The organism is Phycicoccus mangrovi (assembly GCF_018729305.1).
In the GTDB taxonomy this organism is placed as follows: Bacteria; Actinomycetota; Actinomycetes; order Actinomycetales; family Dermatophilaceae; genus Phycicoccus; species Phycicoccus jejuensis.
Genome location: NZ_JAHHWP010000009.1, coordinates 89,380 through 115,683 on the forward strand (window position 1 = coordinate 89,380; position 26,304 = coordinate 115,683).

Annotated in this window: 33 protein-coding genes and 1 tRNA gene; 6 read left to right on the forward strand and 28 right to left on the reverse strand. The window is 72.2% G+C overall.

Annotated elements, in window-relative coordinates:
• Positions 1 to 8 precede the first annotated feature (8 nt).
• A complete protein-coding gene (locus tag KMZ30_RS07180; RefSeq protein WP_215511943.1) occupies positions 9 to 1,790 on the forward strand; it encodes a chloride channel protein in 1,782 nt (593 codons plus the stop codon).
• A 48-nt stretch (positions 1,791 to 1,838) separates the two neighbouring features.
• Positions 1,839 to 3,254 carry an MFS transporter gene (locus KMZ30_RS07185; RefSeq protein ID WP_308279611.1) on the forward strand — a complete coding sequence of 472 codons (1,416 nt, stop codon included), beginning with the start codon at positions 1,839 to 1,841 and terminating at the stop codon, positions 3,252 to 3,254.
• On the opposite strand, the gene KMZ30_RS07190 is transcribed toward KMZ30_RS07185, so the two are convergent.
• A complete protein-coding gene (locus tag KMZ30_RS07190) occupies positions 3,217 to 3,966 on the reverse strand; it encodes an alpha/beta hydrolase (RefSeq protein ID WP_215511941.1) in 750 nt (249 codons plus the stop codon). The two genes, KMZ30_RS07185 and KMZ30_RS07190, sit on opposite strands and share 38 nt — an antisense overlap.
• 177 nt (positions 3,967 to 4,143) lie before the next feature.
• Positions 4,144 to 4,719, reverse strand: coding sequence for a dCTP deaminase (gene dcd / locus KMZ30_RS07195; protein WP_030527024.1), 576 nt, complete (start codon positions 4,717 to 4,719; stop codon positions 4,144 to 4,146).
• 96 nt (positions 4,720 to 4,815) lie between these two features.
• Here dcd and KMZ30_RS07200 point away from each other — a divergent pair.
• The 4 genes from KMZ30_RS07200 to KMZ30_RS07215 all read left to right on the forward strand — a co-directional run bounded on the left by KMZ30_RS07200 (position 4,816) and on the right by KMZ30_RS07215 (position 6,426).
• Positions 4,816 to 4,886 (forward strand) — tRNA-Gly (locus tag KMZ30_RS07200).
• 79 nt (positions 4,887 to 4,965) lie between these two features.
• Positions 4,966 to 5,700, forward strand: coding sequence for a hypothetical protein (locus tag KMZ30_RS07205; RefSeq protein ID WP_215519934.1), 735 nt, complete (start codon positions 4,966 to 4,968; stop codon positions 5,698 to 5,700).
• 20 nt (positions 5,701 to 5,720) lie between these two features.
• Positions 5,721 to 5,957, forward strand: coding sequence for a hypothetical protein (locus tag KMZ30_RS07210; RefSeq protein ID WP_215519935.1), 237 nt, complete (start codon positions 5,721 to 5,723; stop codon positions 5,955 to 5,957).
• 91 nt (positions 5,958 to 6,048) lie between these two features.
• The gene (locus tag KMZ30_RS07215) at positions 6,049 to 6,426 is read left to right on the forward strand and encodes a hypothetical protein (RefSeq protein ID WP_215519936.1); all 378 of its coding nucleotides are present in this window, start codon (positions 6,049 to 6,051) and stop codon (positions 6,424 to 6,426) included.
• Positions 6,427 to 6,543: 117 nt separating this feature from the next.
• Here the strand turns inward: KMZ30_RS07215 and KMZ30_RS22020 are convergent, their stop codons facing one another.
• The 26 genes from KMZ30_RS22020 to KMZ30_RS07340 all read right to left on the reverse strand — a co-directional run bounded on the left by KMZ30_RS22020 (position 6,544) and on the right by KMZ30_RS07340 (position 26,187).
• On the reverse strand, positions 6,544 to 6,675 hold the full coding sequence (locus tag KMZ30_RS22020; protein WP_264319254.1) for a hypothetical protein: 132 nt from the start codon (positions 6,673 to 6,675) through the stop codon (positions 6,544 to 6,546).
• Between the two features lie 2 nt (positions 6,676 to 6,677).
• Positions 6,678 to 6,899, reverse strand: coding sequence for a hypothetical protein (locus KMZ30_RS07220; RefSeq protein WP_215519937.1), 222 nt, complete (start codon positions 6,897 to 6,899; stop codon positions 6,678 to 6,680).
• Positions 6,896 to 7,882 carry a hypothetical protein gene (locus KMZ30_RS07225; RefSeq protein ID WP_215519938.1) on the reverse strand — a complete coding sequence of 329 codons (987 nt, stop codon included), beginning with the start codon at positions 7,880 to 7,882 and terminating at the stop codon, positions 6,896 to 6,898. Before KMZ30_RS07225 ends, KMZ30_RS07220 begins: the two co-directional genes overlap by 4 nt.
• A gap of 14 nt (positions 7,883 to 7,896) precedes the next feature.
• Entirely contained in the window at positions 7,897 to 8,181 is a 285-nt protein-coding gene (locus tag KMZ30_RS07230; protein ID WP_215519939.1) for a hypothetical protein, read from the reverse strand.
• The gene (locus tag KMZ30_RS07235; protein WP_215519940.1) at positions 8,178 to 9,638 is read right to left on the reverse strand and encodes a hypothetical protein; all 1,461 of its coding nucleotides are present in this window, start codon (positions 9,636 to 9,638) and stop codon (positions 8,178 to 8,180) included. The genes KMZ30_RS07230 and KMZ30_RS07235 overlap by 4 nt, the downstream gene beginning before the upstream one ends.
• Before the next feature lie 10 nt (positions 9,639 to 9,648).
• Positions 9,649 to 10,542 carry a glycoside hydrolase family 26 protein gene (locus KMZ30_RS07240; protein ID WP_215519941.1) on the reverse strand — a complete coding sequence of 298 codons (894 nt, stop codon included), beginning with the start codon at positions 10,540 to 10,542 and terminating at the stop codon, positions 9,649 to 9,651.
• The gene (locus KMZ30_RS07245) at positions 10,539 to 10,799 is read right to left on the reverse strand and encodes a hypothetical protein (protein ID WP_215519942.1); all 261 of its coding nucleotides are present in this window, start codon (positions 10,797 to 10,799) and stop codon (positions 10,539 to 10,541) included. The genes KMZ30_RS07240 and KMZ30_RS07245 overlap by 4 nt, the downstream gene beginning before the upstream one ends.
• A gap of 1 nt (position 10,800) precedes the next feature.
• Positions 10,801 to 11,175, reverse strand: coding sequence for a phage tail fiber protein (locus tag KMZ30_RS07250; protein WP_215519943.1), 375 nt, complete (start codon positions 11,173 to 11,175; stop codon positions 10,801 to 10,803).
• Between the two features lie 3 nt (positions 11,176 to 11,178).
• On the reverse strand, positions 11,179 to 11,373 hold the full coding sequence (locus KMZ30_RS07255; protein WP_215519944.1) for a hypothetical protein: 195 nt from the start codon (positions 11,371 to 11,373) through the stop codon (positions 11,179 to 11,181).
• A gap of 2 nt (positions 11,374 to 11,375) precedes the next feature.
• Positions 11,376 to 11,729 (reverse strand): hypothetical protein, encoded by a 354-nt coding sequence (locus KMZ30_RS07260; protein WP_215519945.1) that lies wholly within the window; start codon positions 11,727 to 11,729, stop codon positions 11,376 to 11,378.
• Entirely contained in the window at positions 11,729 to 12,283 is a 555-nt protein-coding gene (locus tag KMZ30_RS07265; protein ID WP_215519946.1) for a hypothetical protein, read from the reverse strand. Before KMZ30_RS07265 ends, KMZ30_RS07260 begins: the two co-directional genes overlap by 1 nt.
• Before the next feature lie 17 nt (positions 12,284 to 12,300).
• Positions 12,301 to 15,192 carry a hypothetical protein gene (locus KMZ30_RS07270; protein WP_215519947.1) on the reverse strand — a complete coding sequence of 964 codons (2,892 nt, stop codon included), beginning with the start codon at positions 15,190 to 15,192 and terminating at the stop codon, positions 12,301 to 12,303.
• Between the two features lie 2 nt (positions 15,193 to 15,194).
• Positions 15,195 to 16,970, reverse strand: coding sequence for a phage tail tape measure protein (locus KMZ30_RS07275; RefSeq protein ID WP_215519948.1), 1,776 nt, complete (start codon positions 16,968 to 16,970; stop codon positions 15,195 to 15,197).
• A 138-nt stretch (positions 16,971 to 17,108) separates the two neighbouring features.
• Positions 17,109 to 17,594, reverse strand: a complete 486-nt coding sequence (locus tag KMZ30_RS07280) for a hypothetical protein (RefSeq protein ID WP_215519949.1) — start codon at positions 17,592 to 17,594, stop codon at positions 17,109 to 17,111.
• Entirely contained in the window at positions 17,591 to 18,031 is a 441-nt protein-coding gene (locus KMZ30_RS07285) for a hypothetical protein (protein WP_215519950.1), read from the reverse strand. Before KMZ30_RS07285 ends, KMZ30_RS07280 begins: the two co-directional genes overlap by 4 nt.
• A gap of 2 nt (positions 18,032 to 18,033) precedes the next feature.
• Positions 18,034 to 19,035: a phage tail tube protein gene (locus tag KMZ30_RS07290; protein ID WP_215519951.1), complete on the reverse strand. Its 1,002-nt coding sequence runs from the start codon at positions 19,033 to 19,035 to the stop codon at positions 18,034 to 18,036.
• Positions 19,032 to 19,250 (reverse strand): hypothetical protein, encoded by a 219-nt coding sequence (locus tag KMZ30_RS07295; RefSeq protein ID WP_215519952.1) that lies wholly within the window; start codon positions 19,248 to 19,250, stop codon positions 19,032 to 19,034. The genes KMZ30_RS07290 and KMZ30_RS07295 overlap by 4 nt, the downstream gene beginning before the upstream one ends.
• Positions 19,251 to 19,261: 11 nt before the next feature.
• Positions 19,262 to 19,702, reverse strand: coding sequence for a hypothetical protein (locus KMZ30_RS07300; RefSeq protein ID WP_215519953.1), 441 nt, complete (start codon positions 19,700 to 19,702; stop codon positions 19,262 to 19,264).
• 20 nt (positions 19,703 to 19,722) lie between these two features.
• Entirely contained in the window at positions 19,723 to 20,289 is a 567-nt protein-coding gene (locus KMZ30_RS07305; RefSeq protein WP_215519954.1) for a hypothetical protein, read from the reverse strand.
• 3 nt (positions 20,290 to 20,292) lie between these two features.
• The gene (locus tag KMZ30_RS07310; RefSeq protein ID WP_215519955.1) at positions 20,293 to 20,613 is read right to left on the reverse strand and encodes a hypothetical protein; all 321 of its coding nucleotides are present in this window, start codon (positions 20,611 to 20,613) and stop codon (positions 20,293 to 20,295) included.
• A gap of 83 nt (positions 20,614 to 20,696) precedes the next feature.
• Positions 20,697 to 22,109, reverse strand: a complete 1,413-nt coding sequence (locus KMZ30_RS07315; protein ID WP_215519956.1) for a phage major capsid protein — start codon at positions 22,107 to 22,109, stop codon at positions 20,697 to 20,699.
• Between the two features lie 150 nt (positions 22,110 to 22,259).
• Entirely contained in the window at positions 22,260 to 22,958 is a 699-nt protein-coding gene (locus KMZ30_RS07320; RefSeq protein WP_215519957.1) for an HK97 family phage prohead protease, read from the reverse strand.
• A complete protein-coding gene (locus KMZ30_RS07325) occupies positions 22,958 to 24,229 on the reverse strand; it encodes a phage portal protein (RefSeq protein WP_215519958.1) in 1,272 nt (423 codons plus the stop codon). The genes KMZ30_RS07320 and KMZ30_RS07325 overlap by 1 nt, the downstream gene beginning before the upstream one ends.
• Positions 24,226 to 24,408: a hypothetical protein gene (locus KMZ30_RS07330; RefSeq protein WP_215519959.1), complete on the reverse strand. Its 183-nt coding sequence runs from the start codon at positions 24,406 to 24,408 to the stop codon at positions 24,226 to 24,228. Before KMZ30_RS07330 ends, KMZ30_RS07325 begins: the two co-directional genes overlap by 4 nt.
• A gap of 11 nt (positions 24,409 to 24,419) precedes the next feature.
• On the reverse strand, positions 24,420 to 25,832 hold the full coding sequence (locus tag KMZ30_RS07335; RefSeq protein ID WP_215519960.1) for a terminase large subunit domain-containing protein: 1,413 nt from the start codon (positions 25,830 to 25,832) through the stop codon (positions 24,420 to 24,422).
• A complete protein-coding gene (locus KMZ30_RS07340) occupies positions 25,801 to 26,187 on the reverse strand; it encodes a hypothetical protein (RefSeq protein WP_215519961.1) in 387 nt (128 codons plus the stop codon). Before KMZ30_RS07340 ends, KMZ30_RS07335 begins: the two co-directional genes overlap by 32 nt.
• Positions 26,188 to 26,304: the final 117 nt, after the last annotated feature.

The following is a 26,304-nucleotide window of genomic DNA, read 5'->3' on the forward strand; positions in this document are numbered from 1 at the left end:
CTGCAAACATGTCCGCCGCCTCCGCCACGCCCTCCACTCCTGCCCGCCCGGACGTCCGTCGGCGGCTCGCCGTCCGCCTCGACCGGCTCCGCCTGGGCAGCGGCGGGCTCCTCGCGATGGCCCTCGTCGTCGGCGCCGGCACCGCGGGCGCGGCGGTCGCCTTCCGCTGGCTCGTCGGCAGCGCCACCCTCCTCCTGACCGGCCACGAGGACTACGCGGCCGTCCCGGGGGCCGCCAACCCGCACCTGCCGGGACTCGGCCGCTGGTTCGTCGTCCTCACGCCCGTCGTCGCCGGCCTCGTCTACGGACCGCTGGTCCACCGGTTCGCCCGCGAGGCCCGCGGGCACGGCGTGCCCGAGGTGATGTTCGCCGTCGCGCGCAACGGCGGGCGCATCAAGCCGCGCGTGGCCGGCGTCAAGGCGCTCGCGTCGGCCCTGACCATCGGCGGTGGGGGCTCGGTCGGCCGCGAGGGCCCGATCGTGCAGATCGGGTCGGCGCTCGGCTCGACCGTCGGGCGGGTCGTGCGGGTCAGCGAGCCCCGGATGCGCGTGCTCGTCGCGTGCGGCGCGGCCGGCGGCATCGCGGCGACCTTCAACGCCCCGCTCGCCGGCGTGTTCTTCGCGCTCGAGCTCATCCTCGCCGACTTCACCGCGCAGTCCTTCGGCCTCGTCGTGCTCGCGGCCGTCACCTCCTCGGCCATCGGGCGCGCCGTGCTCGGCGACGAGCCCTTCCTCACCCTGCCGGCCTTCACGGTCGGGCACCCGACCGAGTACCTGCTCTTCGCCGTCCTGGGCGTCGTCGCGGGTGCGGTCGGCGTGGCCTTCACGAAGGTGCTCTACCGCGTCGAGGACGTCTGCGACGCCGTCTGGCGCGGCCCCGAGTGGGCCCGCCCCGCGGTCGGCGGCCTGCTGCTCGGCCTCGTCCTCCTCGTCCTCCCGCAGATGTACGGCGTCGGCTACCCCGTGCTCGGCGACGCCGTCGACGGCCGCTACGCGCTGGGGTTCCTCGTCGTCCTGCTCGTCGGGAAGATGGTCGCGACCTCGCTGACCATCGGCATCGGCGGCTCCGGCGGCGTCTTCGCCCCGAGCCTGTTCATCGGGGCGATGCTCGGTGCGGCCTTCGGTGCCGTCGCGCACGCGGCCCTGCCGGGGGTGGCCGGCCCGATCGGCGCCTACGGCCTCATCGGGATGGGGGCGGTCTTCGCCGGCGCGGCCCGGGCCCCGATCACCGCGGTCGTCATCCTCTTCGAGCTGACCAACGAGTACTCGATCATCCTCCCGCTCATGACGGCCATCGTCGTCGCGACGCTCGTGAGCCACCGCCTCTCCGCCGACTCGGTCTACACCCTCAAGCTGCGCCGGCGCGGGGTCGACCTCACGGCGCCGCCGGAGTCCGGGGCGGCCCGCACCCCGGTCGGCACCGTGATGCGCCCGCTGCCCACCCCGGTCGAGGCCGGCACACCCTTGCGCGAGGTCGCGGCCCGGCTGTCGGGCGCGAGCTACGGGGTGCTGCCGCTCGTCGACGCCGCCGGCGGCTACCACGGCGTCGTCACCGCGCGGGCGGTGTCGGAGGCCCTCGTCGACGGACGGCACGAGGTCGAGCCGGCGTCGATGGTCACCGAGCTGCCCGAGCCGCTGCGGGTCACCGACACCCTCGACCGCGTCCTCGACGCGCTCAACCACAGCGGGGTCGGCGGGATGCCGGTGCTCGACGCGGACGGCGTCGACCCCGTCGGCTGGGTCACCTACCGCGACGCGCTGACCGGCATCCGGGCCGCCCGACCGAGCTGATCCAGCAACGCCGGGATGCCCGGCGGCCGCGCCGGTGTTGCGACCCCCGTGACCACCGCCGCCGAGCCCGTCCCCGCCGACGAGCACCTCGACCGCCGCTCGGCGCAGGGACGGCTGGTGCTGGCCGGGCTGGTGCTCGGCACGGGGGTCGCCATCCTCGACGGCAGCGTCGTCAACGTCGCGCTGCGGACCATCGGCGCCGACCTCGGGGCCTCGCTCGCGCAGCTGCAGTGGGTCGTCAACGGCTACCTGCTGGCCCTCGCCTCCCTCGTGCTCGTCGGCGGCGGGCTCGGCGACCGCTGGGGTCGGCGGCGCGTCTACGAGGTCGGGGTCGTGTGGTTCGCGCTGGCGTCCGTGGCGTGCGCCGTGGCGCAGACCCCGCTCCAGCTCGTCGGGCTGCGGGTGCTCCAGGGGGTCGGGGCGGCCCTCCTGACGCCGGGCGCGCTCGCCATCATCCAGACGACGTTCCGCCCGGCGGACCGTGCGGCGGCCATCGGCACGTGGGCCGGCTTCTCGGGCGTCGCCGCCGCGCTCGGGCCGTTCGTCGGCGGCTGGCTCGTCGACCACGCCTCGTGGCGCTGGGTGTTCGCGGTCAACGTCCCGCTGTGCGTGGCCGTCGTCCTCCTCACGGGTCGGCGCGTCCCCGAGAGCCGCGACCCGGGGGCCGCCGGCCGGCGCTTCGACGTCGCCGGCGCGGTGCTCACGGTGCTCGCACTCGGGACGACGACGTACGCGCTGACCGCTGCCGGCACGCTGCCGCCCGCCCTCCTCGTCGGGTGCTGGGCACTGGCGGCGGCCGCGGCCGTGGGCTTCGTCGTCGTCGAGCGGCGCTCGGCCCATCCGCTGGTCCCGTTGTCGCTGTTCGCATCTCGCGTCTTCTCGGCGGCCAACGCGATGACGCTCCTCGTGTACGGGGCGCTCGGCGCGGTGACGCTCTTCGTGGTGCTCGAGCTGCAGGTGGCCGGATGGAGCGCGCTGACCGCCGGCATGTCGGCCCTCCCGCTGACCCTGGTCATGATGCTGCTGTCGTCACGCTCTGCGGCGCTCGCCGACCGCATCGGGCCGCGCCTGCCGATGACCGCCGGCCCGCTGCTGTGCGCCGCGGGCAGCCTCCTGCTGCTGCGGGTCGACGCCTCCGCCGAGTGGCTCGACGTGCTGCCGGGGATGCTCGTCTTCGCCCTCGGCCTCGCGGGACTGGTGTCGCCGCTGACGGCCGCGGTGCTGGGCGCCGCGCCCGACCGGCACGCCGGGGTGGCGAGCGGCGTCAACAACGCGGTGGCGCGCGCCGGGTCGCTGCTCGCCGTCGCGGCGCTCCCCGGCGTGGTCGGGCTCACCGGCGAGGAGTACCTCGACCCCGTCGCCATGACCGCCGGCTACCGCGGGGCGATGCTCTGGTGCGCCGGCCTGCTCGTGGCCGGCGCGGCGGTCAGCTGGCTCGGTCTGCGACCGGCAGCGCGCCGCTGACGAACTCCGTCACCGTGTCGTGCCACCGGCGGGCGCGACGCAGCATCGCGTGGCGCTCGCCCGGCACGCGGACCCACGTGACGGGGACGCCGAACTCCTGCCAGCGCTCCGCGACGAGGGCCGTCCGCCGCGGGTCGGTCGTGCGGTCGGCCGAGCCGTGCATGAGGAGGACGGGTCGGCCGTCGCGCGGCGCGCGCAGGTCGCCCTCGACCCACGGGGCGAGGGCCGCCACCGCCGCGATGCCGGCGTCCGCGGCGACGGTCAGGGCGACGCGGCCACCCATCGAGTGCCCGACGACGGCCACCGGGACGCCCGGCAGGACGCGGCGGATGCGCTCCAGCGCCCAGCGGGTGTCGACGACGGGGTCGGCGGCGTGACCGTTCCAGCCGCGCACCCGGTAGGTGAGGCGGACGACGGCGACCTGGTCGCCGAGGCCCCGGCGCAGCGAGCCGGCGAAGGGCAGCATCCGCAGGACGGCGAGCTGCCAGCGCGTCACCTTGGCGCGGCTGCGCTCGCGACCGCCGTGGAGGACGAGCACGAGGGCCTTCGGCCGGTCGGGGACGTGCCCGTGCAGGCGAGCACCACCACCCCCGTCGGGCGCGAGGAGGAGGGACTCGAGGGTGCGTCGGCGGGGGCGGCGCACCGGGGTGCGGGGCGTGCGGGAGGTGCGGGCGGCACTGCGGGACCGGCCGTGGGCGGCGCGCTCGTCCATCGTTCGTTCCCCCCTTGCGGGTCGGGCGGGTCCAGCCGTGGGACAGGGACGGTCGGAGAGCCGCACCCACGATGCGTACCCCGTGACGACCGATTCCGCACGCAGGACGGGCGAAGATCGGCGTGTCGAGGGGTGTTCGGCGCCCTCCGTCTCACCGGATGGCCACCTCGGAACGGCTCAGACGTCGGCGCGGTGGAAGTTCTGGAAGCTGCGGCTGGCCGTCGGACCCCGCTGGCCCTGGTAATGGGATCCGTAGGCCTCGGAGCCGTAGGGGTTCTCGGAGGGGCTCGTCAGCCGGAAGAACGCCAGCTGCCCGATCTTCATCCCGGGCCACAGCATGATCGGCAGCGTCGCGACGTTGCTCAGCTCGAGCGTGACGTGCCCGGTGAAGCCGGGGTCGACGAAGCCGGCGGTCGCGTGGGTCAGCAGGCCGAGGCGGCCGAGGCTCGACTTGCCCTCGACGCGGGCCGCGAGGTCATCCGGCAGGCTCACGGTCTCGAGGGTGGAGCCGAGGACGAACTCGCCGGGGTGGAGGACGAAGCCCTCCTCGGCGTCGACCTCGACGAGGCGGGTGAGGTCCGCCTGGTCCTGCGCGGGGTCGATCACCTGGTACTTGTGATTGTCGAACAGCCGGAAGAACTTGTCGAGGCGGACGTCGACGCTGCTCGGCTGGATCATCGCCGGGTCCCACGGGTCGAGGGCCACCCGACCGGCGTCGACCTCGGCGCGGATGTCACGGTCGGAGAGGAGCACGGCGTCAGGCTACCGGGACGGGGCGGACCCCGTGCGAGGCGGCCGCGGTGGTGGGCTAGACTTCCCGGGCGCCGGGGAGGTCACTCGACCCGGCACGCCGATGTAGCTCAATGGTAGAGCGCCAGCTTCCCAAGCTGGACACGCGGGTTCGATTCCCGTCATCGGCTCCCATCTGACCTGCGGGTTCGTCCCGAAGCCGCCCGTCACACGCACGTCACGCGCACAATCGCCCGAATCGGGGCCATCGTGGCGGCCCTCGCCGCCGTCGTGAGCGTCGCCGGCAGCTCCGCCGCGCGCCCCCTCACCCCGACCCCCGGCGCCGCCCCGGCCACCGCCACGCGCGCCTCGTCGGCCGCGTGCGCCCAGCCCTTCCCCACCTCCGCCGCCGGGTACGCCGCCCTCTGGGCCACCCTCCCGACGGACCAGTGGGGCGCCGGGGACGTCTCGATCTCGGTCCCCCTCCGCGACGGCCGGGTGCTCTGGCTCTACGGCGACACGATGTCGACCGGCGGCCGGTTCGTGCACTCCTCGGCCATCGTCCAGACGCGCGGGTGCCTCCGCGTCGCCAACGGCGGCGCCCAGATCCTCCGTGACGACTCCCCCACCGAGATCTACTGGATCCACGACGCGACGCAGCGCAGCAACGGGACGGTCGCCATCCGCGCCCGCCTCGTCCGCCTCACCGGGACCGGGACGTGGGCCTTCGAGGACGGCGGCGCGTGGCGAACCACCATCGTCCGCGTCACCGCCGCCGGCGACCTCGTCCCGCTCTGGCGGAGCCCGCTCCGCATCGCCCCCGCACCGGACCCCGGCCCGCTCTACCACCTGTCCGACCGGCCCGGCCACTTCGGCTACGCCCGGTCGACGCACCCCTGGGCGCGGCTCGCGTCCGGGAAGACGCTCACGACGACCTGCCAGAACTACGACGACGGCGTGCTCCACCCGCTCGTCGAGTACCGCCCCATCTTCACCGAGTCCTGACCCTCCCGAGAGGAACCACCATGTCCCGCACCGCCCGACTCCTCGCCCCGCTCGCCGTCGTCGGCGTGCTCTTCGCCGCTGCCGCCCCGTCAGCCCAGGCGTACCCGCTGCCCGGCGGGACGCCCTGCTACAAGACGATCATCTACAAGGGCCGGGTCGTCTACGTCCCGCAGCCGTGCCCGCTCCCGGTCGCGCCCCGGATCGACGCGACGAAGCACCGCGCCGTCGTCGTCGACCACGGCGGCCTCGCCCGATGAGCAACACCGACGAGCTGGCCGACCTGCGTGACATTCTGGACGCCGTGGAGCCCGCCGACCAGCCGCACCCCACACCCGAGGCGGGTGCGTGATGGGTGCCAACCCGTGGTGCTACCTCGACGCGCCCGACCTCGACCGCCTCGACATGGCGTCGATCCTCGTTCGTGAGGCCGTGGGGCAGCCCTACCTCGTCGGGTCCGTCCTCACCACGCCCGACCACCGTGACGTCGACATTCGCGTCATCCTCGACGACAAGCGCTACCGGCGCCTCTTCGAGAAGGCGGGTCGGGATGCCCTGCGCCACCTCGTGCAGGTCGCCATCACCGAGCACTACGTCAAGGCGACCGGGCTGCGCATCGACTTCCAGATCCAGTCGATGAGCGCCGCCAACGACACGCTCGCCGACGGCTCGCCGCGGCACCCCGGGCCGCGCCACCCGCTCGGCATGTACCTCGGCGGTGCGCGATGACCGCCGACGAGCCGTGATGGGCCGTCGCATCCTCAACGCCGCGCCGTGAACGACGAAGAGGCCCCCCGCCCCGACCGTGAGGTCGAGACGGGGGGCCTCTTCGCGAGCAGGGCAGCGTCAGCCGACGGACCACCGCCGACGAGCACGACGCCCGGCCACCATCAGCACGACACCGACCACGAGCACCTCGACGAGGCCGATCGCGATCTGGGCGTCCGTGCGGTGCGCGAGCTGGTCGACGAGAGCCATCGTCAGGCCCCGTCGTCCTGCTTCGGCTTGACCCAGGCCGTGACCCGCTGTCGGATCCGGGGCACGTTGGCCGCGGCCGTCACGCCGACGGCCGTCCCGATGCCGAGCCAGAGGTCGTACTCCGGCGCGCCGGTCCACCCCTTCGCCTCGGTGTACTTGAGGATCGGCCCGCCCATCGCGTACGCGATGTAGAGCACGAACCGGAGCTGCTGCCAGCGCTTCACTCCGCACCGCCCGGGGTCGTGCCGAGGGAGCCGAAGACGTTCCGCAGGGCGGTCTCGATGGTCGCCTCGGTGACGGTCCCACCCTCGGGGAGGTTCGCGACCTCCTCGCGGATGGCGGCCCGCACCGCCTCGGTGAGGCCGGCGGCCTGCTGGAGGAGGCCGATGGGGGACCGCTTGGTGGGGGTGCGGTAGTCGTCCCACACCTCCGACGCGATCTTGGCGACGATGTTCTTCGCCCCGCGGTCGACCTGCTGCCGCACGATGCGCTCGAGGTCTTCGATGGATGCCACGATGTCCTCCTCGGGGACGGTGTGTGAGGTGCCGCCCGCCGAGACGGGGGGCGGGGTCGTGTGACCGGCGCCGGACCCGGCGCGGCCGTTGGCGATCGACAGGAGTCGGTCGATGTCGATCGCGACGTCGCGGTGCTCGTTGCCCGAGACGTGGAGGTGGGCGAGCACGCCCGCGTACCGGTCGTACTCCCCCGAGCTCATCCGGGCCTCCCGGAACGCCGCCTCGTTGCTCACGCGGTACCACGGCCACGTCGCGGGCCGGACGAGGCGGACCCCCCACTCGTCGTGGTACCACCGCAGGATCCGGGCCACGTACTCCAGGCCCTCGAGCGGCAGGTCGGGCAGGTAGCACCCGCGGGCCTTCCCGAGGTTCGGTTCGGAGTACCCGATGATCTCGACCTGCGCGACGTCGTCCTTGTTCTCCGACACCGGAGTCCACGTCGGGTTGAGCAGGGCGCGGGCCGAGGTGTTGGCCGGGAAGTGCTGCCACGTCTGCTGGTAGCCCGGCCACGGGTTGACCGTGATCGTCGGCGCCGTCGCGCCGCCCTGGTAGCCGGGGCACCCCCACCGCTTGTCGGTCTCGGTGGAGTGAGCGACGAGCTTGTCGATGCTCTTCTGGGAGAGGCCGGGGTAGTCGTCGCCGAAGTAGTGCGAGGACCGGTCCGCGCCGGGGAGCCAGAGGGAACGTGTCATGTCGACCTCCGCGGTCAGTCGGTGAGGTCGATCCGGGGAGCGTCCCGGACGACGATCTCGGGGTTGGAGGTGGCCCGGATCTGCGGGACGACCGGGCCGGAGAGCTGCGCGACGGCGGTCTCCTTGGCGACGGACGGCCCGGCGATGAGCCACTGCATGACCGCGACGCCGTCGACGGTCCCGGCGGTGCCGGCCGACCACGTCGCGCCGCCGTCGAAGGACGCTTCCCACGACGCGACGGCCGGGGTGGTGGAGATCGCGAGGTTGTAGAACTCGCGCCCTGCGCGCTTGAGGATCATCCGGACTTCTCCTTCGTGGTGACGGTGCGCTGCTGCTCGGTGACGACGACGTCCAGGCGGTGCTCGCGGGCGGTGACGAGCCGCTGGTGCTCGACGATCCCCTCGACGGTGACGTCGACGACGGGGCCGGTTGACGTGCCGCCGGCGGCGACCGTCCCGTTCCCGGCGATGGCCGCGCCGGCGCGGACCCCGACCCGGCCGGTCGCGGTGATCGACCCGATCCCGGACAGGGAAGTCGGGGAGGTCTTCGAGACGACACCGGTCGTGGTGATGGTGGCGACGCCGTCGACGGACGCGGTCGCCTCGGCGGCGGTGCCGACCGTCCCGTCCGCGGTGACCGTGGCAGTGCCCGCGAGGGACGCCGCGGCGACCTTGCCGACGACACCGGCCGCCGCGACCGTGCCGGTGCCGGTGCGCGCGGCCGTCGACGAGGCCCCGACCGTGCCGGCCGCCGTGACGGTGCCGGTGCCCGCGAGAGCCGCGCCGGAGCCTGACGCAGCGACGACCGCGCCATCGGCCGACGTCGACCCTGTACCCGCGACCGTGGCCGCAGCGACGACGCCCCGCACCCCGGCCGCCGAGACCGAGCCGGTCCCGGTGATGCTCGAGGAGGCCGCGACCCCGACGACACCGGCCGCCGCGATGGTCGCGACCCCGGCGACGACGGCCGTCGCGACCTTCCCCACCACCGCCGACGCCGTGGTGGAGGCCGTGCCGTCGACGGACGCCCCGGCCTGGTCACCGACCACGCCGGCCGCAGTGACCGCGCCCGAGCCGGCGAGGGCAGCGTCGGCGGAGACTCCGGTCGCTGCCGCCGGGCGGATCGTGAACTGCCACCCGATGTTCTGCGCCGCTGCCGTGTAGGTCGCCGACGTCGCCGCCTGGGACACGCCGGCCTGACCGACGAGCTGCACCCCGGCCGCGTACCCGCCGAAGCGGGCACCCGAGGTGTTCGTCGTGCACAGGTCCGCCAGCTCCGTCCACCCGGTCGGCGGAGTCACCGACCCGGTCGAGGACGAGTAGCGGTCGAAGATGAGGATCGCCCGGAAGGTGTCGTCGACCAACGGCGTGATCGCGTCGATCGAGAGGGTCGTGTCGGCCGACCCGTCTGTCCACTGCTGCACGACGCCGAGGTCGTCCGCGCCGGGCGCGTACAGGCCGACGACGGTCCACCGGCCGGCCGCCGACGACGTTGCCGAGATCGAGGCCCCGGAGTCGGCCGACGTGACCGACTTCTTGTAGAGCCAGACCCGCATGTTGTTGTTCGCGTTGTTCACCGGACCCTCGACGAGGGTCCACCCGGCCGGCTCCGACGTCAGGGTCGCGGTCGTGAGGTTGATCCCGAGGACGATGTACGCGACGCCGTCGTCGGTGATCGTCGGGAGCGTCGCCGATAGGGCGTTGTTCTGGCTCGAGCCCGGGGTGTTGCCGAACCCGACGACGGTCCCGATCGACACGATCAGCCTCCTACGTGAGTTGTGCCCGCCACGCGGCGAGCGAGGCCTGGTCGCCGCCGGCGGCGAGCATGGCGGCGGTCGTCCCGGTCGCCTCGGGGAAGTGATAGCGGTCGAGCCACCACGGGCCGCTCTCGCCGTTGCCCGAATGGAAGTAGACGAGCGCCGTGCACCCGTTCGCGCGGCACCACGTCACCGTCTCCGTGATCCACGTCGGCCGGTTCGACGGGTCGCCCGGGAACGGGTGCGCCCCGAACTCGCCGAGCGCCCACGGCTTGCCGATCGAGGCCGCGTACGCGGGGAGCTCGCCGACGATCCACGACATCGGCCGCGACTGACTCAGGTTCCCGGTCTTCGGGTCCGGCGGGGACCCCGGCGGGCGCCAGAAGCGATAGGCATCCGCCGCGACGACGTCGAAGTGCGCGGGGTCCGGAATGAACGGCACGTAGGTCCCGGACCGGAACGGGGACGCCGTCAGGATGACGACGAGCTGGACGTTGGTCGCACCCTCGAGATCGCGCGCCGCCGCGAGGTCGGCGAACAGGGCGCGGAACTGCGACGCCGTGAGGCCCTTCGTCCCGAGGTCGACCTCGTGGGCGACGGTGACCATCACCCGGCCCTTGCCGACGCACGACGCGAAGAACGGGCGCATGGCCGACGCAGACGCCGTCGTGAACGAGATCCACGGGACGCGGCCGGCGGTGAGGTCGGCCTGCGCCTTCGACGCGGCGATGTTCGTCGGCATCGGCCCGTCGTAGGACCGGCGGACCGTCATCGGCCCGACCGCCGCAGCGAGGGCGTCGTACGCGAGCTCGGTCGTGCCGAGCAGCATCCGGCGCTCCGTCACGACGAGCGAGCCGGTCACGCTCAGGGCGCCGGCCCGGAACGTGACCGACCGCTCGGTCACGAGATCGTCGTCCGCAGGACGGCCGTGGTGCCGTCGTCGGACACGACATCCCACCCGGCCGCGACCCACGGCTCCAGGCCGGTGACACGGGTCACCGTGAACTCGCCGACGGCCGAGAGGTCGCCAGCCGTGAACGACGCCTGCACCGTCTCCGACGAGGTCAGGTCGCGGGCGTGCGGGTCGTTGGTGATCGTCGCGTGGACGACGTCGCCCGGCGCTGCCTCGGCCGGGGAGAAGGTGACCGTCGGGGCGCCCATGTCAGGCCGCCACGGGGGAGACGGAGATGGACAGGGAAATGAGCGTGAAGGTGTTCGTCGACGCCCACGACTGCGACGCCGAGAGGGCAGCGGAGGCGTTGAAGGTGCCGGCGGTCGACGCGGACCACAGGGAGATGTGCGAGATCGTCTCGGTGGTCCCCCCGTTCGTCCACGGGCCGACTGACCCCGACGCCGATTTGGACCCGCCCGACGCGGCGGCCATCGTCGCCTGCTTGCGGGAGGTGTCGCCGGCGGCGGCGGCGGTCGCACCCGACGCTCCCGGGTCGGCGGTGTGCAGCTTGACCCAGCACGACGCCGTCGCGAAGGCCGCGTCGAGCCACCCGTTGACCAGGGCGGCAGCAAATCCGGTTGCCATCTGTTACTCCTCGTGTGCGTGGTCCGGGTGGACCGGGTGGGGGATGCCCAGCTCGTCGAGCTCCTGCTCGGTGAGGTGGAGCACGGCCTCGACAGGGGTCGAGGAGATGAGGGCGCCGTCGGCGTCGCGGACCTCGCCGGTCGCAGTCACGCGGACCTCGAACCGGAACGGCTCAGGTGCGGGGGTGGTGTCGGTCACGGCTATGCCTCCTGCTGGGTCTTGATCTGGTCGACGTTCTCTTTCAGCTCGACGACGTCGGCCTCGACTCGCGCGAACCGGTTCTCCAGCGACGGGATTCGCGAGACGGCGTCCTTGATCGTCGACCCGCCGTTGTGCCGGAGCTCGCGGTCGGTGAGGTCGACGAGGGTGTTGACGCGGTCGACGAAGTCGGCGGCGCGCCGGACGAAACCGACTGCGGCCTTCGCGAGGTAGAGCAGGCCGGCGACTCCGGCGGCGAGGGCAGCGACAAGGGCCGCGTTCTGGGTGACGGTCTCGACGACGGTCAGGCCAGAGAGGGCGACGACCCCGGCGGCGATGAGCGTCCCGGTGCCCATCACGCCGACACCAGCACGGCCCGCAGGAAGGTGAACGCCTGCCCCTGCTGCACGTTGAGCGCGCCGCCGCTGTTCTGGTACCCGAAGAGCTCGAGGTAGTCGCCGGCGGTGAGGGGGACCCGGATCGTCGGCGTCATCACCGACGTGCCGAAGGTCAGGACCGCGCTCTGGGCGTTCTGCACGAGTAGGGTCCCGGCGGCGATGTTCCCGGCCGCGTTGAGCCGGACGTTGGACTGACGGGACCCGGTGTTGTTGTTGACGAACTGCACCTGCGAGGAGATCTCGTACTTCCCGGTGGTGCGGATGTAGAGCCGCGAGTTGTTCGTCACGTTGTCGTGAGAAGGCGGGTCACCGGCCTGGACGACGTCGGACAGCTCGGTGTCGAAGCCGAGGACCGTCCACGCCGCAGACGCGAGGGACTGCGCCGCCGACGGGTAGATGTAGCACTCGGGCGGGGTGGCCCAGAAGTCGTTCGCCGCCTTCAAGGAGTTGAGGTAGGAGGACGTGACCTTCCCCCCCGACGGGAAGGAGGCGATCGTGGGGATCGTACCCATCGACGAATACCCTTCTCTCAGTAGACTGCTCGGTTGTCGCCGTCCGCCAACCCATAGACGTCGTCGTCGGCGATCATCGGACGGATGTAGAGGAACGTCCCGGTGTTCGCAGACACCGACCACCCAGACGACCCGATCGACTCGGTGTAGCCGTAGACCCGGAGGTCGCTCAGGGACGCCGAGGCCGGCACCTGGGAGGGGAAGGACGAGACGGCGATCCGGTCGTCGAGGTCGATCTGACGCACCGCGGGAGCCGCGTCGCCCGTCAAGCCGTCGAGGTCGAGTGAGGGGATCGTCGGCGCCGGGGTGCCGCGGATCGCGAGGACCCACGTCGCCCGGTCGTACGCCTCCCGGTCCGTCGGACAGGCGATCGTCAGGTCGTACCCGAACGCGCCGAAGGTGTCGATGGACGTCGCATCGGCAGCCCGCGAGGACGCGCCGCGCTGCCGTGTCACCCGGACGTCGTTCGCGATCGAGTCCAGCCCGGTCCGAACCTCGACACCGCCGCCGAGGTCATCGCTCGACGCAGTGACCGCGACGGCCTGCGCGGTGTCGTAGCCGGCGGTGCGGTCACGGAACCACACGCGGCCGAGCGTGTCGGCCGCGGCCAGCCCGCCCTCCGTGTTCGCCACGAGAGCGATGTAGGTCCACGGCGTCATGCCGCGCGGGTCGATGTGGTCGACCCCGGATGCACCGACCCCGATGTTCCGCAGCGCGGTCGGGACGCCGGCCCAATCGAGGGCGCGGGAGATCCGCGTCCCGGTGTTCTCGCCCGCGAATCCGGTGGTGCACGCGGCGTTGTGGGACGCCGCGGTCGTCGCGTCGATGCCCGTCGACAGGAGGGCGACGTGGGAAATCGTGCCCGTGAAGCCCAGGCCGACGTCGAGGTTCGTGGGGGCGATGCCGTACCAGCCGGACCACGTGAGGGTGTCGGCGAGGGTGCCGTCGACATAGAGGCGCATCCGGGTCTGTCCGAACCCGGTCCCGTTGTCGTCGATCGACAGCTCGACGACGTGCGTCTTGCCGTTGAGGAACGAGGTCGGGGTCGTGCGAACCGTCTTGACGACGCCGGTCCCCAGCCATGCGCCCCACGGGAACACGATCGTCCCGTAGACGTATCCCGTTGCAGAGACGCCGATCTCGACCGACGCGCCGTAGGGGTCCTTCGCGTACATCACCGTCTGCGCGGCGGCGGTCTCGCTGGCGAACGTGCAGAAGTAGGTGAGGCCGAAGTTGGGGGGCGGAGCGGCCAGGTTCTCGGCGTTAAGGGTCGTCGTGAGGTAGGTGCTGTTCCCCGGGGTGGCGCCGGCGAACGACACGGCGGTCGACCCGTCCGTGTCCGGGCCGGTGCCGCCTCCGAACGTCACCGTCGACCCGGTGCCGATCGTGCGGAGGGTCAGCGGTGCCGACCCGTTGCCGACGACGTCGCCGGCGGTGATCGACTCCGACCCCTCCGAGAGCGGGTAGTGCCACACGCGGCCCGTGAGGTCGAGGGTTTCCTCGATGACGGACCGGAACTCCGGCGCCCGGGACAGGCGGGAGACGATGTCGTACGCGACGACCGGAGACAGCGCACGCTCCTGCCCACCATCGGGCCACACGAGCGGCCACTCCTCGACGTACCCGGTGAACCGGTAGGTGATGGGCAGAGCGGCCGTGGTGAACGGCCCGAACCCGGGCAGGTACTCCTCGGCCGTCGACGCGTCCGGGGGGCCGGTCCACCGGTAGGAGGGGGTGCCCATCGGGGCGACGGTGTCGCCGTCGAAGTAGGTCGTCGTGGTGCCCTGGGTGATTGCGATGTTCCGGATCTTGAGCGACCCGTCGGTGATGCCGACGCTCGCGATCTGGAGACGGAAGCCGTCGACCCCGGAGGCCGGGAGGGTCCGGGTGAAGGTCACGGTCTGCGTCTCTCCTGCACCCAGCGTCACGTTCTGAGGCGTGTAGGCGATCGACCCGAACAAACCCCCGAGGGTGCCCCGGAGGTTGATGTCGAAATTGTCGGAGGTGGCGCTGCCGTTCTCCACGACGGCGGTCACCGCCCACGTCGAGCCGGCCGTGGCATCCTTGTTGGCCGTGTATTGGCTTGCGGCAGTGAGTCCGCCGGCGATTGGGGTCGTCCACCCGTCGGGGTTCGCCCCGTTCGTCGCCTTCGGGTCGAGCATGAGGTTGGTCCGCTGCACGACCTCGTCACGGACGTACTCGTCGACCATCACCTCGTCGACCCAAGCCTGCGTCCCGGCGGTCGCGGTCGAGCCCGGCCAGAGCTGCACGCTCGAGGTGCCCGAGGTGGCCGTCCACGTCATGGTGAGCCGCTGCCACTGACCGTTCGTGGTCGACCCAGAGCCAAGACCGATACCACCGATGACCGGGACGATGCTCGGTGAACCCGAGGGAACCCACACCTGGAGGCTCACGGCGTAGCGGCGTCCGACGACGGTCGGGACGTTGATCCCGACGAGCGGGAGGAAGCCAGCCCCGTTCCAGGTGATCAGCATCGAGCGGGTGCCCGACTTCGCCCGAACGGTGGACGAGGTGATCGTCGGGGCGGGAGAGCCAGCCGGCGACCACTCCCCAGTCGTGCCGCCCTCGAATGCTGCCGACTCCGCGCCTAACAGGTTGCCCGGGGACGTCGACGGGCGGTAGGTCACGCGGAGGCGGTTCTGTGGGCGCACGTTCGGGTAGTACGGGGAGGCGGGGTTCCCGGGCGTCAACGCGCCGTCGGTGTTGTCGAACACGAGGGAGCACCGGCCCGGGGACACGCCCTCCGAGAACGGGTCCGTCTGGCCCCGCGAAATGCCGATGCTCGAGCTCATCTCGACGCGGGTGGTGAGGTCGACGAAGGTCGGGTCCGCGACGCCGGGCGCGTCGAACGAGACCTCGATCCGGACGTCGTCGAGTGCGGTGGGCATGGTCAGATCCCCAGGGGGACGCCGGTCTGGCGGCGGTGACGGACGAGGGACTCGGCGAGCACGCGCCCGTCGAGCATGAGCTGGACGAGGACGGGACGCTCGTCGCCGCCTCCGCCGGCAGTGGACCCGCCGTTGGTCGAGCGCATGAGCGCGGCCGTCTGCCGGGCGGGCACGATCGAGCCCGTGCCCGGCGCGGTCCAGATCTCCGGGCCGTTCTCGCCGACGAGGTAGGACGTGCCCTTGAGGACCGGGCCACCGCCCGCGCGGGCGCGGTACTGGCCCATGTCGACCGCTCCACCGCCGGGGAGGCGGACCTGCCCGGTCTGCGTGAAGCTCACGTTCACGCGGACGTTCCGGTCGGGGATCGTGCGAAGGTGCCGCGCGAGGCGGTCGGCCTGGTCTGCGGCGTTGTCCATCTTGTTCGCGGCGTCGCGTGCCCACCCGAACCCGGGGACCTTGGACAGGCCGCGCAGGACGCCCGCCCACGTCCGCATGAGGACCGACATCGCGGACACGATCGCCGCGATGCCGACGTTGACGGCGTGCTTGAAGGCCTGCCACGCGGACTTCGTCCAGGCGATCGCCCGCATGATGAGGTCGAGCTGACCGATCCACGACTCAGCGAGCCACTTCACGACGGCACCGATCGCCTTCGCCGCCTGCATGATCTCCGTCTTGTGGTCCTTGACCCACTTCGTGAACTCCTTGATCGCCGGCACGCCCTCACGCAGGAACCACCCGGCGAGCTCGTTCATCACCGGCAGGAGGGCATCCCCGATCTCGGTCTTCGCGTTCTCCATCTCGGCCGTGAGGATCTTCTGCCGGTTCGCGAGCCCGTCGGAGGTGCGGGCGAAGTCACCGGCCGCGCGCGACCCGTCCTTGTGGAGGATCGAGAGAACGGCCTGCGCCTTCGCCTGCGCGGTGATGTCGCCCTTCGCGCCCTTGGCCGCCTTCGCGACGCCGTCCTCGGCGGTGCTCAGCGTGAGCGCCGCCCGGCGGGCCTGATCGGAGCTCTTCCCGTGCTCGCTGACCGCCTTGGTGTAGGCCTTCTCCGCGAGCGACTGCCGCTCCCGGGCGCGCGCGAGCTCGCGGCTACTGACTGTGTTCTTCACGAGCCCGAGGTTCATCGCCTCCGACTCCACCCGCGCGGCGGAGATGTTGGGGATGAGCTTCTGGAGGGCGTCGTACTCACCGCGGAAGCCGCCCGCGATCCGCTCGAGGACGTCGTCGGTGTCCAGGTTGTTGAAGGAGCCGAGGTCGGCCGCGAGCTGGACGACGTCGGTCGACATGTCGACGGCCTTCGAGCTGGCGAACCCGAGCTGGAGGAACATGTCGGCGAACGACGACGCGGTGTCGAGCGCGGCCTGCTTCGACAGACCGGCCGCCTTCGACGCGCCCTCGGCCCACGTCATCATCTGGTCGGCGGCGTCGCCGTAGATGACCTTCGCCTTCGAGACGGTCTCGTTGAGGTCAGACGCGGCCTGCACCGAGTCACCGAGGAACCCGATCAGCGGCTCGAGCCCGGCGACGAGCCCGCCGACGGCGAGACCGGCCACGCCGAGCCCACCCGCGAAGCCCTTCGCGCCGGCAAGGAGCCCACCGGCCATCCCCGCCTTCGCGCCGACACCGCCGATCTCGTTCCCTACCTTGCCGATCTCCTTCGACGAGCCCTTCGCCCGCCCGCCGACGCCGTCGATGTCGTCGCCGAAGCGGCGCAGGCCGCGGGACGCGCCGCGGTCCTCGGCCATGAGGACGGCCTTCAACGTGACGTCGGACACGCGGTCACTCCTTCCGTGCGTTCTTCTTCACGGCCTCGACCCACGCGTCGGCCTCAGCCGCGTACGTGAGCCAGACCCCATAGGTCATGTCCCAGACGTTCATCGGGGTGATCCCCGGCCACAGGTGCGAGACGACGGTCAGTCGTCGCTCGACGGAGGCTCGGAGGTCTTCACGGTCGAGGACTTCGCGGCCTGCACCGCGGCCGCCTTGGCGCGCGCGTCGGCCCGACCGGAACCCTTGCGGGGTCGCTTCTTCACCGGCCGGGCCTTGCGGGGGTCCACGGGGCGGATGAACTCGAACTCGCCCATCGGGAAGTCGACGGCGTCGCCGAACGTGATCTGCTCCCCCGCGTCCCGACGAGCGGTCCAGACGAGGATCCCGAGGAACCACGGGAAGTCGTCGAGCTCGACGACCTCCCGCTCGGTCTTCGCCTCAACGAGGGCCTCCTGGACGGTGCGGATGATGCCCTGCATCTCCGACCACGTCATCGGCTTGCCGAACTCCTCGGTCTGCCGCTCGAGGAGCAGGAGGTCGCGAAGAGTCAGCCGGTCGACGGTCGCCACGGGGTAGACGTTCGGGCCGATCCGGAACCGGGCGCCCCGGGTGGTGTCGGTGGTGGTCACTGCACTCCTTGACGGATGGCCCGGTCGAGACGGTCGGCGAGCTCGCCGGCGATGGCCGGCGTCGCGACGTCGAGGGCGCGCTGGAAGCTGTCGCGCGGCCCGCGCTGCGCCACGATCGGGCCACGGCCGTAGACCGGGTGGTGGATGGTGCCGTCGTCGAGGGCGGCGAGGTCGTACCCGTCGCGCTGCCGGAACCCGACGGTGATCCGGCGGGTGCCGCCGAACCCGGACGCCTCGACGTCGACGTCGGTGTCGGCGAGGTCCGCGGCGAGACCGCCACGGCGAGGGAAGACGGCCGCCGCGCCTCGGACCATCCCGCGGCCGACGAGCGGGGCCTGGTCGCGGAGACCCTGCCCGAGCTCGTCGACGAGGTCCGAGGCGAGGCGGCGGACGTCGCGCGCGGCCCGGTCGAAGTCGGAGACGTCGATCCGGGCCACGGTCAGAGCGCGTTGTCGGCGGTGCGGGCGACGACCCAGAGCGGCTGGGCCGCGACGAGGTTGTCCAGACCGGTGAAGCCCATGTCCACCGTGATCAGCTCGCCGCCGTTCGCGGCCGGCAGCTTCCCGTCGAACTTCGCCTCGGGGATGACGACCTGGAGGGTCTCGTTGCCGGTGCCGAGCGCGCCGCCCGTGTAGGTCAGGACGAGCGACATCGGGGTCTCGTTGAGGACGGCGTCGCGGAACGCCGTCGAGTCGTACTCGACGGTGAGGGAGCCGGTGATCTCGCGCATCCCCGTGGTCGGCTTGGCCTTCCGGCCGCCGCCGCCGAAGTTGAAGCGACTCGTCGCGGGGTTGTGGGAGACCTTCACCGAGCCGGAGCGAACGTTGGCGAGGGGCGTCGCGGCCGACGCGAGGGCGGTCGACGTCGGCGCGGTGAGGGTGCCGGTCGAGATCGCGCCGCCGGCGAACGTGAACAGGTTCGCCCCCGACGGGTAGGACGGCGTCGCGTACGCGGTGCCGGTCGTGACGTCCTTCGCGTCGGTCGTGACCTTGAGGAGCGGAATGTCAGCGTTGCCGAACTCGAGCTCCCACGAGTCGCAGGTGCACCCGAGGAACGTGTACGCGTCGACGGTGCCGTCCACGCGCGGGAGGCCCTTCTGGAACGTCGCCGACGGCATCGTGTCGCCGAAGGTGAAGACCTGCTGGTAGGTCGACGCGGAGACGAGGGCCGACGCGCCGGAGCCCATGAGGAACTCCCAGAGCAGGCCGAGGCCCTTCGACGCGACCTCGAGCGAGAAGTCGCCGCCGGCGTCCGCGGTCGGGACGACGCGCCGGCCGGAGCGGGCGACGCGGGATCCGACGCGCAGGCCCTTGCCCTGGACGATGGTCTTGTTGAAGTCGAGCGACTCGTCGACGAACTCCAGGAACCGGGTCGGGGTGACGCCGGTCCCGTACGTGGACTCCTTCGCGAAGCCGATCGAGCAGTCCTGGAACGTGGTCACTGGACGGTCTCCTTCTTGGTGTCACCCGCGCGGGTCGCGGGGGTCCGGGGCCGGCGCGGCTTGCGCGGCTTGGCGGCGAGGGCGTAGACGCCCTCCTGCTCGAGGAGGGCACGGCCCTGCTCGTCGTCGACCTCGAACTCCTCCCCGGCGCCGAGCTGGCGGCCGAGGAGGGGGACGTCGAGGGGGCCGAGGGGGGAGATGTTGACGAGGCGCATCGGTGCTCCGATCAGGTCCGGGCCTTGCTGGTGAGGGTGACCGTCACCTCGGCGAGGGCACCGAGGATCACGGTCCGGTCGTCGGCCGCCGTCATCGGCGCCTCGGCGAGGGACATTCCCGTGACGCGGGCCTCGCGGCACGCGCCGGCGAGGGTCTCGTTGGGGCGGGTCTTGAAGTGGTCGGCGAACGCCGTCGCCATCTCGTACGCGCGCTCCGTCGCCTGCTGCTGCACCGTCGTGACCTCGCCGCCCCGGAAGACCGAGAAGACGACCGTCGTGGTGACCGTCTCCTCCTGGGTCCGCGACGGCGTCATGGTCGCGACATCGGCGACGAGGGTCTGCCCGAGGACGAGGACCATGTCGTCGGCCGTGTAGGGGCCGGGCCGGCCGTAGACGACGAGCACCGGCGAGGGGAACAGGGCGCGGCAGACCGTCACGACTGCCGACTTCACGCCAGGCGCGGACAGGCTCATCACGCGAACCCGGGGGCGCGGCCGGCCGCGGAGGGCCGGAGCAGGGAGAGCGCGGCCTGCGGGATGTCGTACCCGGACGGCGTCTTCGACGTCGTCTTGTCCCCGGAGGCCTGGTCAGGGCGGCCGTTGACGTCGCGGCGCCACATCCACGCGAGGATCATCCGGGCCGCGAGCCGGATCGGGGCGGGAACGTCGGCGGTGCTCGTCGCGACCCCGGCCGTGTAGGTCACGACGACCTCGTCCGTGGTGCCGCCGAACGCCCCGGAGGACGCCCAGACGATCCCGGCTGCCTCGTCGACGACGAACCCGGTGGAGGCGACCGCCGCCCCGGCCACGGTGACGGACACCGCGGAGACACCGACGTGCGGGAGGACGACCGCCTCACCGCCGCCGAGCTCGGTCCGGGTGAAGGTGCGGGCGACGACCGGCCCGACGACATCCTCGACGACGTCGGTCACCGCGGGGACGTAGGTCCCGGCGAGGTCGCTGTCGCGGTCGGTCACCCCGTCGGGGATGAGACACGCTCGACGGGCGTCGTCGAGGGTGAGGAGGTCGGTCGTCGCCACGGGTCAGTCCTTCTTGCCCTGTCGCCGGGTCGTCCCGGCGCGCTGGCGGCCCTTCGCGGCCTGGGTGGTGTTCTGGGACGCCGGGGGCTCGTTCGTGCCCGCAGCGGCCCCGGACGGGGTCGCCGTCTGGGTCGGCGTGATGCCGCGCCCCTCGGGGGCCTTCTGGAACCGGGCGAGCTCGGTGTCGACGGCCTTCGCGCGGTCCTTCTCGCCGCGCGTGAGGTACCCGTCGCGCTCGCGGTGCAGCGCGTCGACGTAGGCCTGCCGCTGCGCGGCGGCCTCCTCGTCGGTGACGGTCTGGACCGTCTCGAAGGGCTGGGACATGGTGTGCCTCCTGTCTCATGGATCGCCGCCGTCTGGTCGGCACCCCCACCCCCCGGGGAGACCCCGGGAGGTGAGAGAGCCGGTCAGAAGGTCGGCTGGACGAGGCCGGTACCGGAGATCACCGACACCGACTTGGGGGCGCGCTCCGACATGAACGCCGCGTAGCCGTACAGGCGGAACACGACCTGCGCCTCCTTCGCCTTCGTCTCGCGGAAGGCCTCGGCCTTGCGCGCGGACTCGTAGAGGACGAAGTCCTCCGGCCGGAGGGTGAGGATCCGGTCCTCGTTGGTGCCGGCGCCGAGGTTCGCGGGGATGTTCGCGTCCAGGAACACCGGGAGCGACAGGCCGCGGATGGTGCCGGCGAGACCCTCGGGGATCGCGCCGTTGGTGATGCCGAGGAGCGGCAGCGCCGTGGCGACGTCGTCCGACACGTACGGGCGGCCGTTCGCGTCGAGCTGCGCCTGGAACCACGCCCACCGGGTCGGCGTCATCAGGACCGCACGCGCCGGCTTGAACCGGTTCGTGTGGATCTGGCGGGCCGAGTCGACCATCTTGGGCCAGATCTCCGGCACCGTCGGCGTCGCGTCGGTGTAGGTGATCGCGTTCCCCGCGACGGAGAGGAGGCCCTTCTTGCCCGTCGCGTTGTTCGCGAGGACGAAGGTGTCGATCCGCACCGCGTAGTCGGCGGCGAGGTCGTCGAGGACGATCGTGTCGATGTTGATCGGCGACTGCTCGACGAGCTGGAGGTTGACCGTCTGGACACCACCGATGGTGGCGACCGTCGACGTCGCGGACGACGTGGTCATGTCCGTCTCGGACAGGGCGTTGCCCTGCGTGGTCTGCTCGGCCGTCGAGGACCCACCGGTCACGAGCGGGAGCGAGATCGAGTCGGTGCCCTGGGGGAGCGGCTCGTTGCCGACGAGGTTCGCGGCGACCCGCGCGGGGCGGGCCTTGCGCTCGAACTCGTTCACGAGCCAGACCGGGGGCACGAACTCGCCGCCGGCGCCGTCGGCGGTGCCGATGGCGCGCATCTGCTGGGCGACCGCGGAGTCGGTGCGGATCGCGTGGGCGACCTGCGCGTCGTTGCGGACGAGCCGCTCGACGGCGTCGCGCCGGCCGTAGGCCGTCGCGTTCCACAGGTCGCGGAAGTACGACTGCTCCCCGTGCCGGCGGTAGACCTCCGGCTCCTGGGTGACGGTCGTCGGCGAGCGGTGCTCGACCGGGCCGGACCCGCCGATGCGCTCGGCGAGGGCGGTCGCGGCGTTGTCGCGCTCGAGCTCGCGCTCGAGCTCGTCGAGGCGGGCGCGGGCCTGCTCGATCTGCGGGTCGAAGGCGTCGCGCGCGGTGACCGCGGCGGTGACGTCGGCCTCGGAGGGCGGGGTGTCGCCGTCGAGGGCGGCGCGCATCGTGGTGAGCGCGTCGGTCGCCGACTGGCGCTGCGCGAGGAGACCCTGGAGGGTCGCCCGCTGCGCCGTGATGAGCTCTGCGAGCGTCATGGTGACGTGTCCTTTCGGTTGGTTCGCAGGAGGGGGTGACCGTCCGGCCTCTGGTCTGGTGTGCCGCGCTGGCCTCGACGAGGCGGCAGGGACGAGCGAGGGCATGACGAAGCACCGCCCCGTCACGGGGGCGGTACGAGAGAGGGATCCTCAGTGGCGCGCGAGGGCGAGGTCGAGGATCATCCGGGACCGGGAGACGTCGCTCCGGGTCTCGGCGGGCGGGGCCGCGGCGCGGAGGCCGGACCCGGCGGTGGCGGGGTTCGCGCCGTACCCGACGATCGCGACGTCCCCGCGGTGGATGTCGAAACTCGAGATCCGGTACTCCGTGTAGTCCGGGGACCACACGCCGGAGGTGATCCGGAACATGAACGACATCTCGTCGATCAGCCCGGACCGCAGCTTCGGCGCGATGTACGCGACGTCCGCGTCGGCCTGGTCGAGCGCCGGCGCGTCGACGAGGAGGCCCGTCTCGTCCTCGGAGAGGGTGAGCGTCCCGTTGGTCGTGCGCGCGATCCGCCGGAGCGAGTCGTGCTGGAGGACGAGGGGGACGTCGAGGCCGTCGCGGGAGAGGGTGTCGGCGGCGGCGCCGGCCGACACGACCTCCGTGTACGGGCCGAAGAAGTCCCACATCTCGTAGCCGCGCTCGTAGACCGAGGCGTAGCCGGTGAAGTGCAGGAGGTCCGACCCGGCGTCCGCGGCGCGGAGCTCGATCTCGGACCGGAACGCGACCCGGGGCGCGACGCCCTCGAGCGCGTGCTCGGACGAGCGGCGCTGCCGCGGCCGGTGCGACCGCTGCTCCACCCCTGCCGCGCGCGCCTCGGCAGCACGGGCCATCATCTCGAGGTTCATCACTTCGCTCCTGTGAAGTCGGGACCGGGGACGGAGAGGTTGGCGCCCATCTCGTTCGCGATGACGCGCGCCTCGTCGGTGGTGATGACCTTCCCGACGGCGAGGTAGAGCTGCTGGAGGGTGCGGGCGAGGGACTCCTTGGAGTTGCCGCCGGTGACCTTCGCCTCCTTGGCGAGCTGCTCGTCGGTGAGCGGCGCGAGGTCGAGGTACCCGCGGGCCTCGTCGTGGGTGTAGATCTTCGCGGCGACGCCGGCAGCGAGGGCGGCAATCTTGCCCTGCGGGTCCATCCGCAGGATCGCGTCGGTGTTCATCTTCACGAAGCGCGGCGCCGCGACGAGGTCGTGGGAGAACCGGTCCTCACGACGCTTGATAGCCGGGCCGAGATTCATCGTGAGGAGCTGGAGGTTGCGCTGCGTGACGTTCGCGTAGGTGATCGACCCGCTCGAGGACTCCGCGTCGATCATGTCGGCCGGCACGCCGAGGAACCGAGCCACGTCGGGGACGGACGTCTTCATCGCGTCGAGGAACTTCGCATCCGAGGCCGCACCCTGGGCCGGGGTGAAGACCCAATCCTTGCCGTGCACGAAGACGTCACGCTTACTCGTCGCCGCCCGGAACCGCCGCTTGATCTCGGCCGCCGCGCCCGGGTCGACCTCCTGCGCCGTGTTCTGGAGCGTCCCCGACGGGGCACCACCGGAGGTGAACCAATCGAGCGCGAACTGCTGCGCCGACAGGTAGTGGCCCGTCGACCACGCCGCGTACGCGAGCGGCGACAGACCCCACGGCAGACCGGCGACGACGTACTGCCGCTCGTGCCAGATGTCGGCCTCGTTCTCGACGATCTTCCCCTTGTACCGGTACCGCCACCGGCCCTGCTCCTTCGAGAAGGACCAGTCGCCGGCCTCCGTGAGCTCGATCTGCGCCGGCCGCATCGCGGCGTCGCGCGCCACGACGAACCCGAAGGCGTTCCCGAACCGGTCGAGGTCGAACTGCGTCGCGTACATCCACTCGTTCCACAGCTGCCCGGCGGCCGGGTCCCGGAAGAACGGCGACTTCGGCACCTCGACGGGGCGGCCCTGCACGTCGCGGAACAGGTCGACGGGGAGGGTGGAGATCAAGTCGGCGCGGAGTCGGAGGCACGCCCACACCGCGCCGACGCGGAGAGCCTGGTCCGGGGTCGCACCCGACCCGTCCAGGAGCCCGCCACCACCGGGGGCGGGCGGGTGGAACGCGTCCAGCTTGGCCGCGCGCCGGTTCACGATGAGGCTCATCGACGCTCACCCTTCTGCTCGTGGCCGACGACCCAGGCCGCGCCCATCGCGAGCACACCGGCCACGAGGAGGCCGACGCCCGTGTGCCCCGTCGCGCGCGCGACCTCGAGGCCGGCACCCGCCACGATCAGCACGAGCGCCACCACCTCGAAGGCCGTCGTCACCACGTCGCGAACCACGTCGTCTCCCATCAGTACGCCGAACCGAGGAGGTCGTAGTCCGCCTCGATGTTGCTCGCCGCGACGACCGCCGCCTCGAGCATGGAAATGTCCGTCCCGGCCGCCGCGGAGAACCGTCCCCGCTGCCCGACCTTCTGCCACCGCGCCGCCCGGACCGCCCGGGTCAACGCCGGGTGACCGGCGTGCACGAGCCCGCCCTCGCGGACCATCCGCCGCGTCTCCGCGCACGCGTCGAGGTAGGCCTCTTCCGACAGCTCGTCGACCGTCACGCCCGCGTCGACGAGGTCGTCCACGAGGTCCGAGATCGCGCCCTTCGCCCGCACCGTCACCACGGCGCGCTGCTCCCGCTGGATCCGCTTCACCTCGTCGACGAGCCAGCCCGTGCCAGGCCGCCGGTCCACGACGCCCACCTGGACGCCGAGGGAGGTCCGCACCGCCGCAGCGATCGACCCGCGCGACCCGTCGGCCGCCGTCGCGACACCGAGCACGAGGCGCCGCGTCGACGGGACACCGCCCGGCACCGCGCGCTCCTCCCACTCCGGCATCACCGACGGCCCGTCGCCCGGCCAGATGCCCATCCCCTCGAGCAGGAACGACTCCGGCCCGAGGTTCTTCCTCATCCGGTTGATCGCCCGCAGCGACGTGCGCCGCGGGAACGACGGATTGAACAGGTGGTATCCGGCGACGTCGCTCGGGTCCGCACCGTCCGGCGCGCCGATCTCGATGTAGAGCGTCTCCGACGCCCCGTCGCCCGCCTCGATCGCCTCGCGCCGCATCGACGTGAAGTGCTCCGACGGGTCGGTCTTCTGCGGCGGCGTGCCGATGTAGATCACGAGCGCGTTCTCGACCGTGGCCGTCGACGGGACCATGTCGTCGACGGCGTTCTCCGTGAGGATCTGCGCCTCGTCGAAGACGACGATCGACACCTTCGCGAACCCTCGACCGAACCCGTGCTCGCGCGCCCCGAAGAGGATCCGCGACCCGTTCCGGAAGACGATCGCCTTGTCGTTCCCGCCCGGCGTCGCGAGGACGTGCGCCGCCATCTTCGGCAGCCGCGCCAGAGCCTTGAGCGACGAGTAGGTCTCGTTCGACGTCTTCACCCGGTGCGCCGTCCACAGGACCGTCGTCCCCGGCTTCGCGATGCACAGGGCGAAGATGATCGCGCCGATGAGGTACGTCTTCCCGACCTGCCGCGGGATCGAGATCACGACCGTGTCGGTCGCGTACAGCCCGTCCGCACCCTTCGCCAGGATCAGCCGGCCCGCCCCGTCCTGCCACCGATCAAACCCGAGCCCGAGCCGCGAGCACGTGTCACGCACCGACGGCCACGCCGTCGAGACGATCCCCGCCGGCCGGATGAGCCGCTTCGCGACCTCCGACAGCGGCCGGTCGTCAGACGCCGTCGGTGCCGTTGAAGTCTTCATCGGGAGTGTCCGCCGCGTCCGCGACCTCGTCGCCCTCCGCTGCCGCACGGATCGCCGCGATGTCCTTCGCGATCTCGTGCAGTCGCCGGGTCAGCGCCGCGAGGTCCCGCGCCGGGGTGTGAGGGTCGTCGACCGTCTTCGCGATCCGCGTCTGCATCGACTCGAGGAGCGCGAGCTGGTCCCCCGACGCCGCCGCCTGGACGACCGTCTTCGGAGGCGCCGGCTTCTTCGGCGGCGCAGCCTCCCCCGGCTTCACCGCGCGCAGCGCACCACGGGCAGCCGCGCGCTGCCGGACTTCCTTCCGAGGCACGACGACCTCCTCGCGCGAATACCGTTGTCGGACAGGCAGACTCACGCGCGAAAACCGTTGTCCCGCAACGGGTCCCCGCGGGCCGCCCCGTGGAAAAAATGCCCCTTATGTACGCTGTTGACAGATGTCGTGTCGACGCGCGCCGTTTGAAAAACGCGCGCG

Coding starts and splice junctions, on each gene's coding strand:
- KMZ30_RS07180 (WP_215511943.1), top strand. CDS start 9: ATGTCCGCCGCCTCCGCCACGCCCTCCACTCCTGCCCGCCCGGACGTC.
- KMZ30_RS07190 (WP_215511941.1), bottom strand. CDS start 3,966: ATGGACGAGCGCGCCGCCCACGGCCGGTCCCGCAGTGCCGCCCGCACC.
- KMZ30_RS07210 (WP_215519935.1), top strand. CDS start 5,721: ATGTCCCGCACCGCCCGACTCCTCGCCCCGCTCGCCGTCGTCGGCGTG.
- KMZ30_RS07215 (WP_215519936.1), top strand. CDS start 6,049: ATGGGTGCCAACCCGTGGTGCTACCTCGACGCGCCCGACCTCGACCGC.
- KMZ30_RS22020 (WP_264319254.1), bottom strand. CDS start 6,675: ATGGCTCTCGTCGACCAGCTCGCGCACCGCACGGACGCCCAGATCGCG.
- KMZ30_RS07225 (WP_215519938.1), bottom strand. CDS start 7,882: ATGACACGTTCCCTCTGGCTCCCCGGCGCGGACCGGTCCTCGCACTAC.
- KMZ30_RS07230 (WP_215519939.1), bottom strand. CDS start 8,181: ATGATCCTCAAGCGCGCAGGGCGCGAGTTCTACAACCTCGCGATCTCC.
- KMZ30_RS07245 (WP_215519942.1), bottom strand. CDS start 10,799: ATGGGCGCCCCGACGGTCACCTTCTCCCCGGCCGAGGCAGCGCCGGGC.
- KMZ30_RS07250 (WP_215519943.1), bottom strand. CDS start 11,175: ATGGCAACCGGATTTGCTGCCGCCCTGGTCAACGGGTGGCTCGACGCG.
- KMZ30_RS07260 (WP_215519945.1), bottom strand. CDS start 11,729: ATGGGCACCGGGACGCTCATCGCCGCCGGGGTCGTCGCCCTCTCTGGC.
- KMZ30_RS07265 (WP_215519946.1), bottom strand. CDS start 12,283: ATGGGTACGATCCCCACGATCGCCTCCTTCCCGTCGGGGGGGAAGGTC.
- KMZ30_RS07270 (WP_215519947.1), bottom strand. CDS start 15,192: ATGCCCACCGCACTCGACGACGTCCGGATCGAGGTCTCGTTCGACGCG.
- KMZ30_RS07295 (WP_215519952.1), bottom strand. CDS start 19,250: ATGCGCCTCGTCAACATCTCCCCCCTCGGCCCCCTCGACGTCCCCCTC.
- KMZ30_RS07310 (WP_215519955.1), bottom strand. CDS start 20,613: ATGTCCCAGCCCTTCGAGACGGTCCAGACCGTCACCGACGAGGAGGCC.
- KMZ30_RS07315 (WP_215519956.1), bottom strand. CDS start 22,109: ATGACGCTCGCAGAGCTCATCACGGCGCAGCGGGCGACCCTCCAGGGT.
- KMZ30_RS07320 (WP_215519957.1), bottom strand. CDS start 22,958: ATGAACCTCGAGATGATGGCCCGTGCTGCCGAGGCGCGCGCGGCAGGG.
- KMZ30_RS07325 (WP_215519958.1), bottom strand. CDS start 24,229: ATGAGCCTCATCGTGAACCGGCGCGCGGCCAAGCTGGACGCGTTCCAC.
- KMZ30_RS07335 (WP_215519960.1), bottom strand. CDS start 25,832: ATGAAGACTTCAACGGCACCGACGGCGTCTGACGACCGGCCGCTGTCG.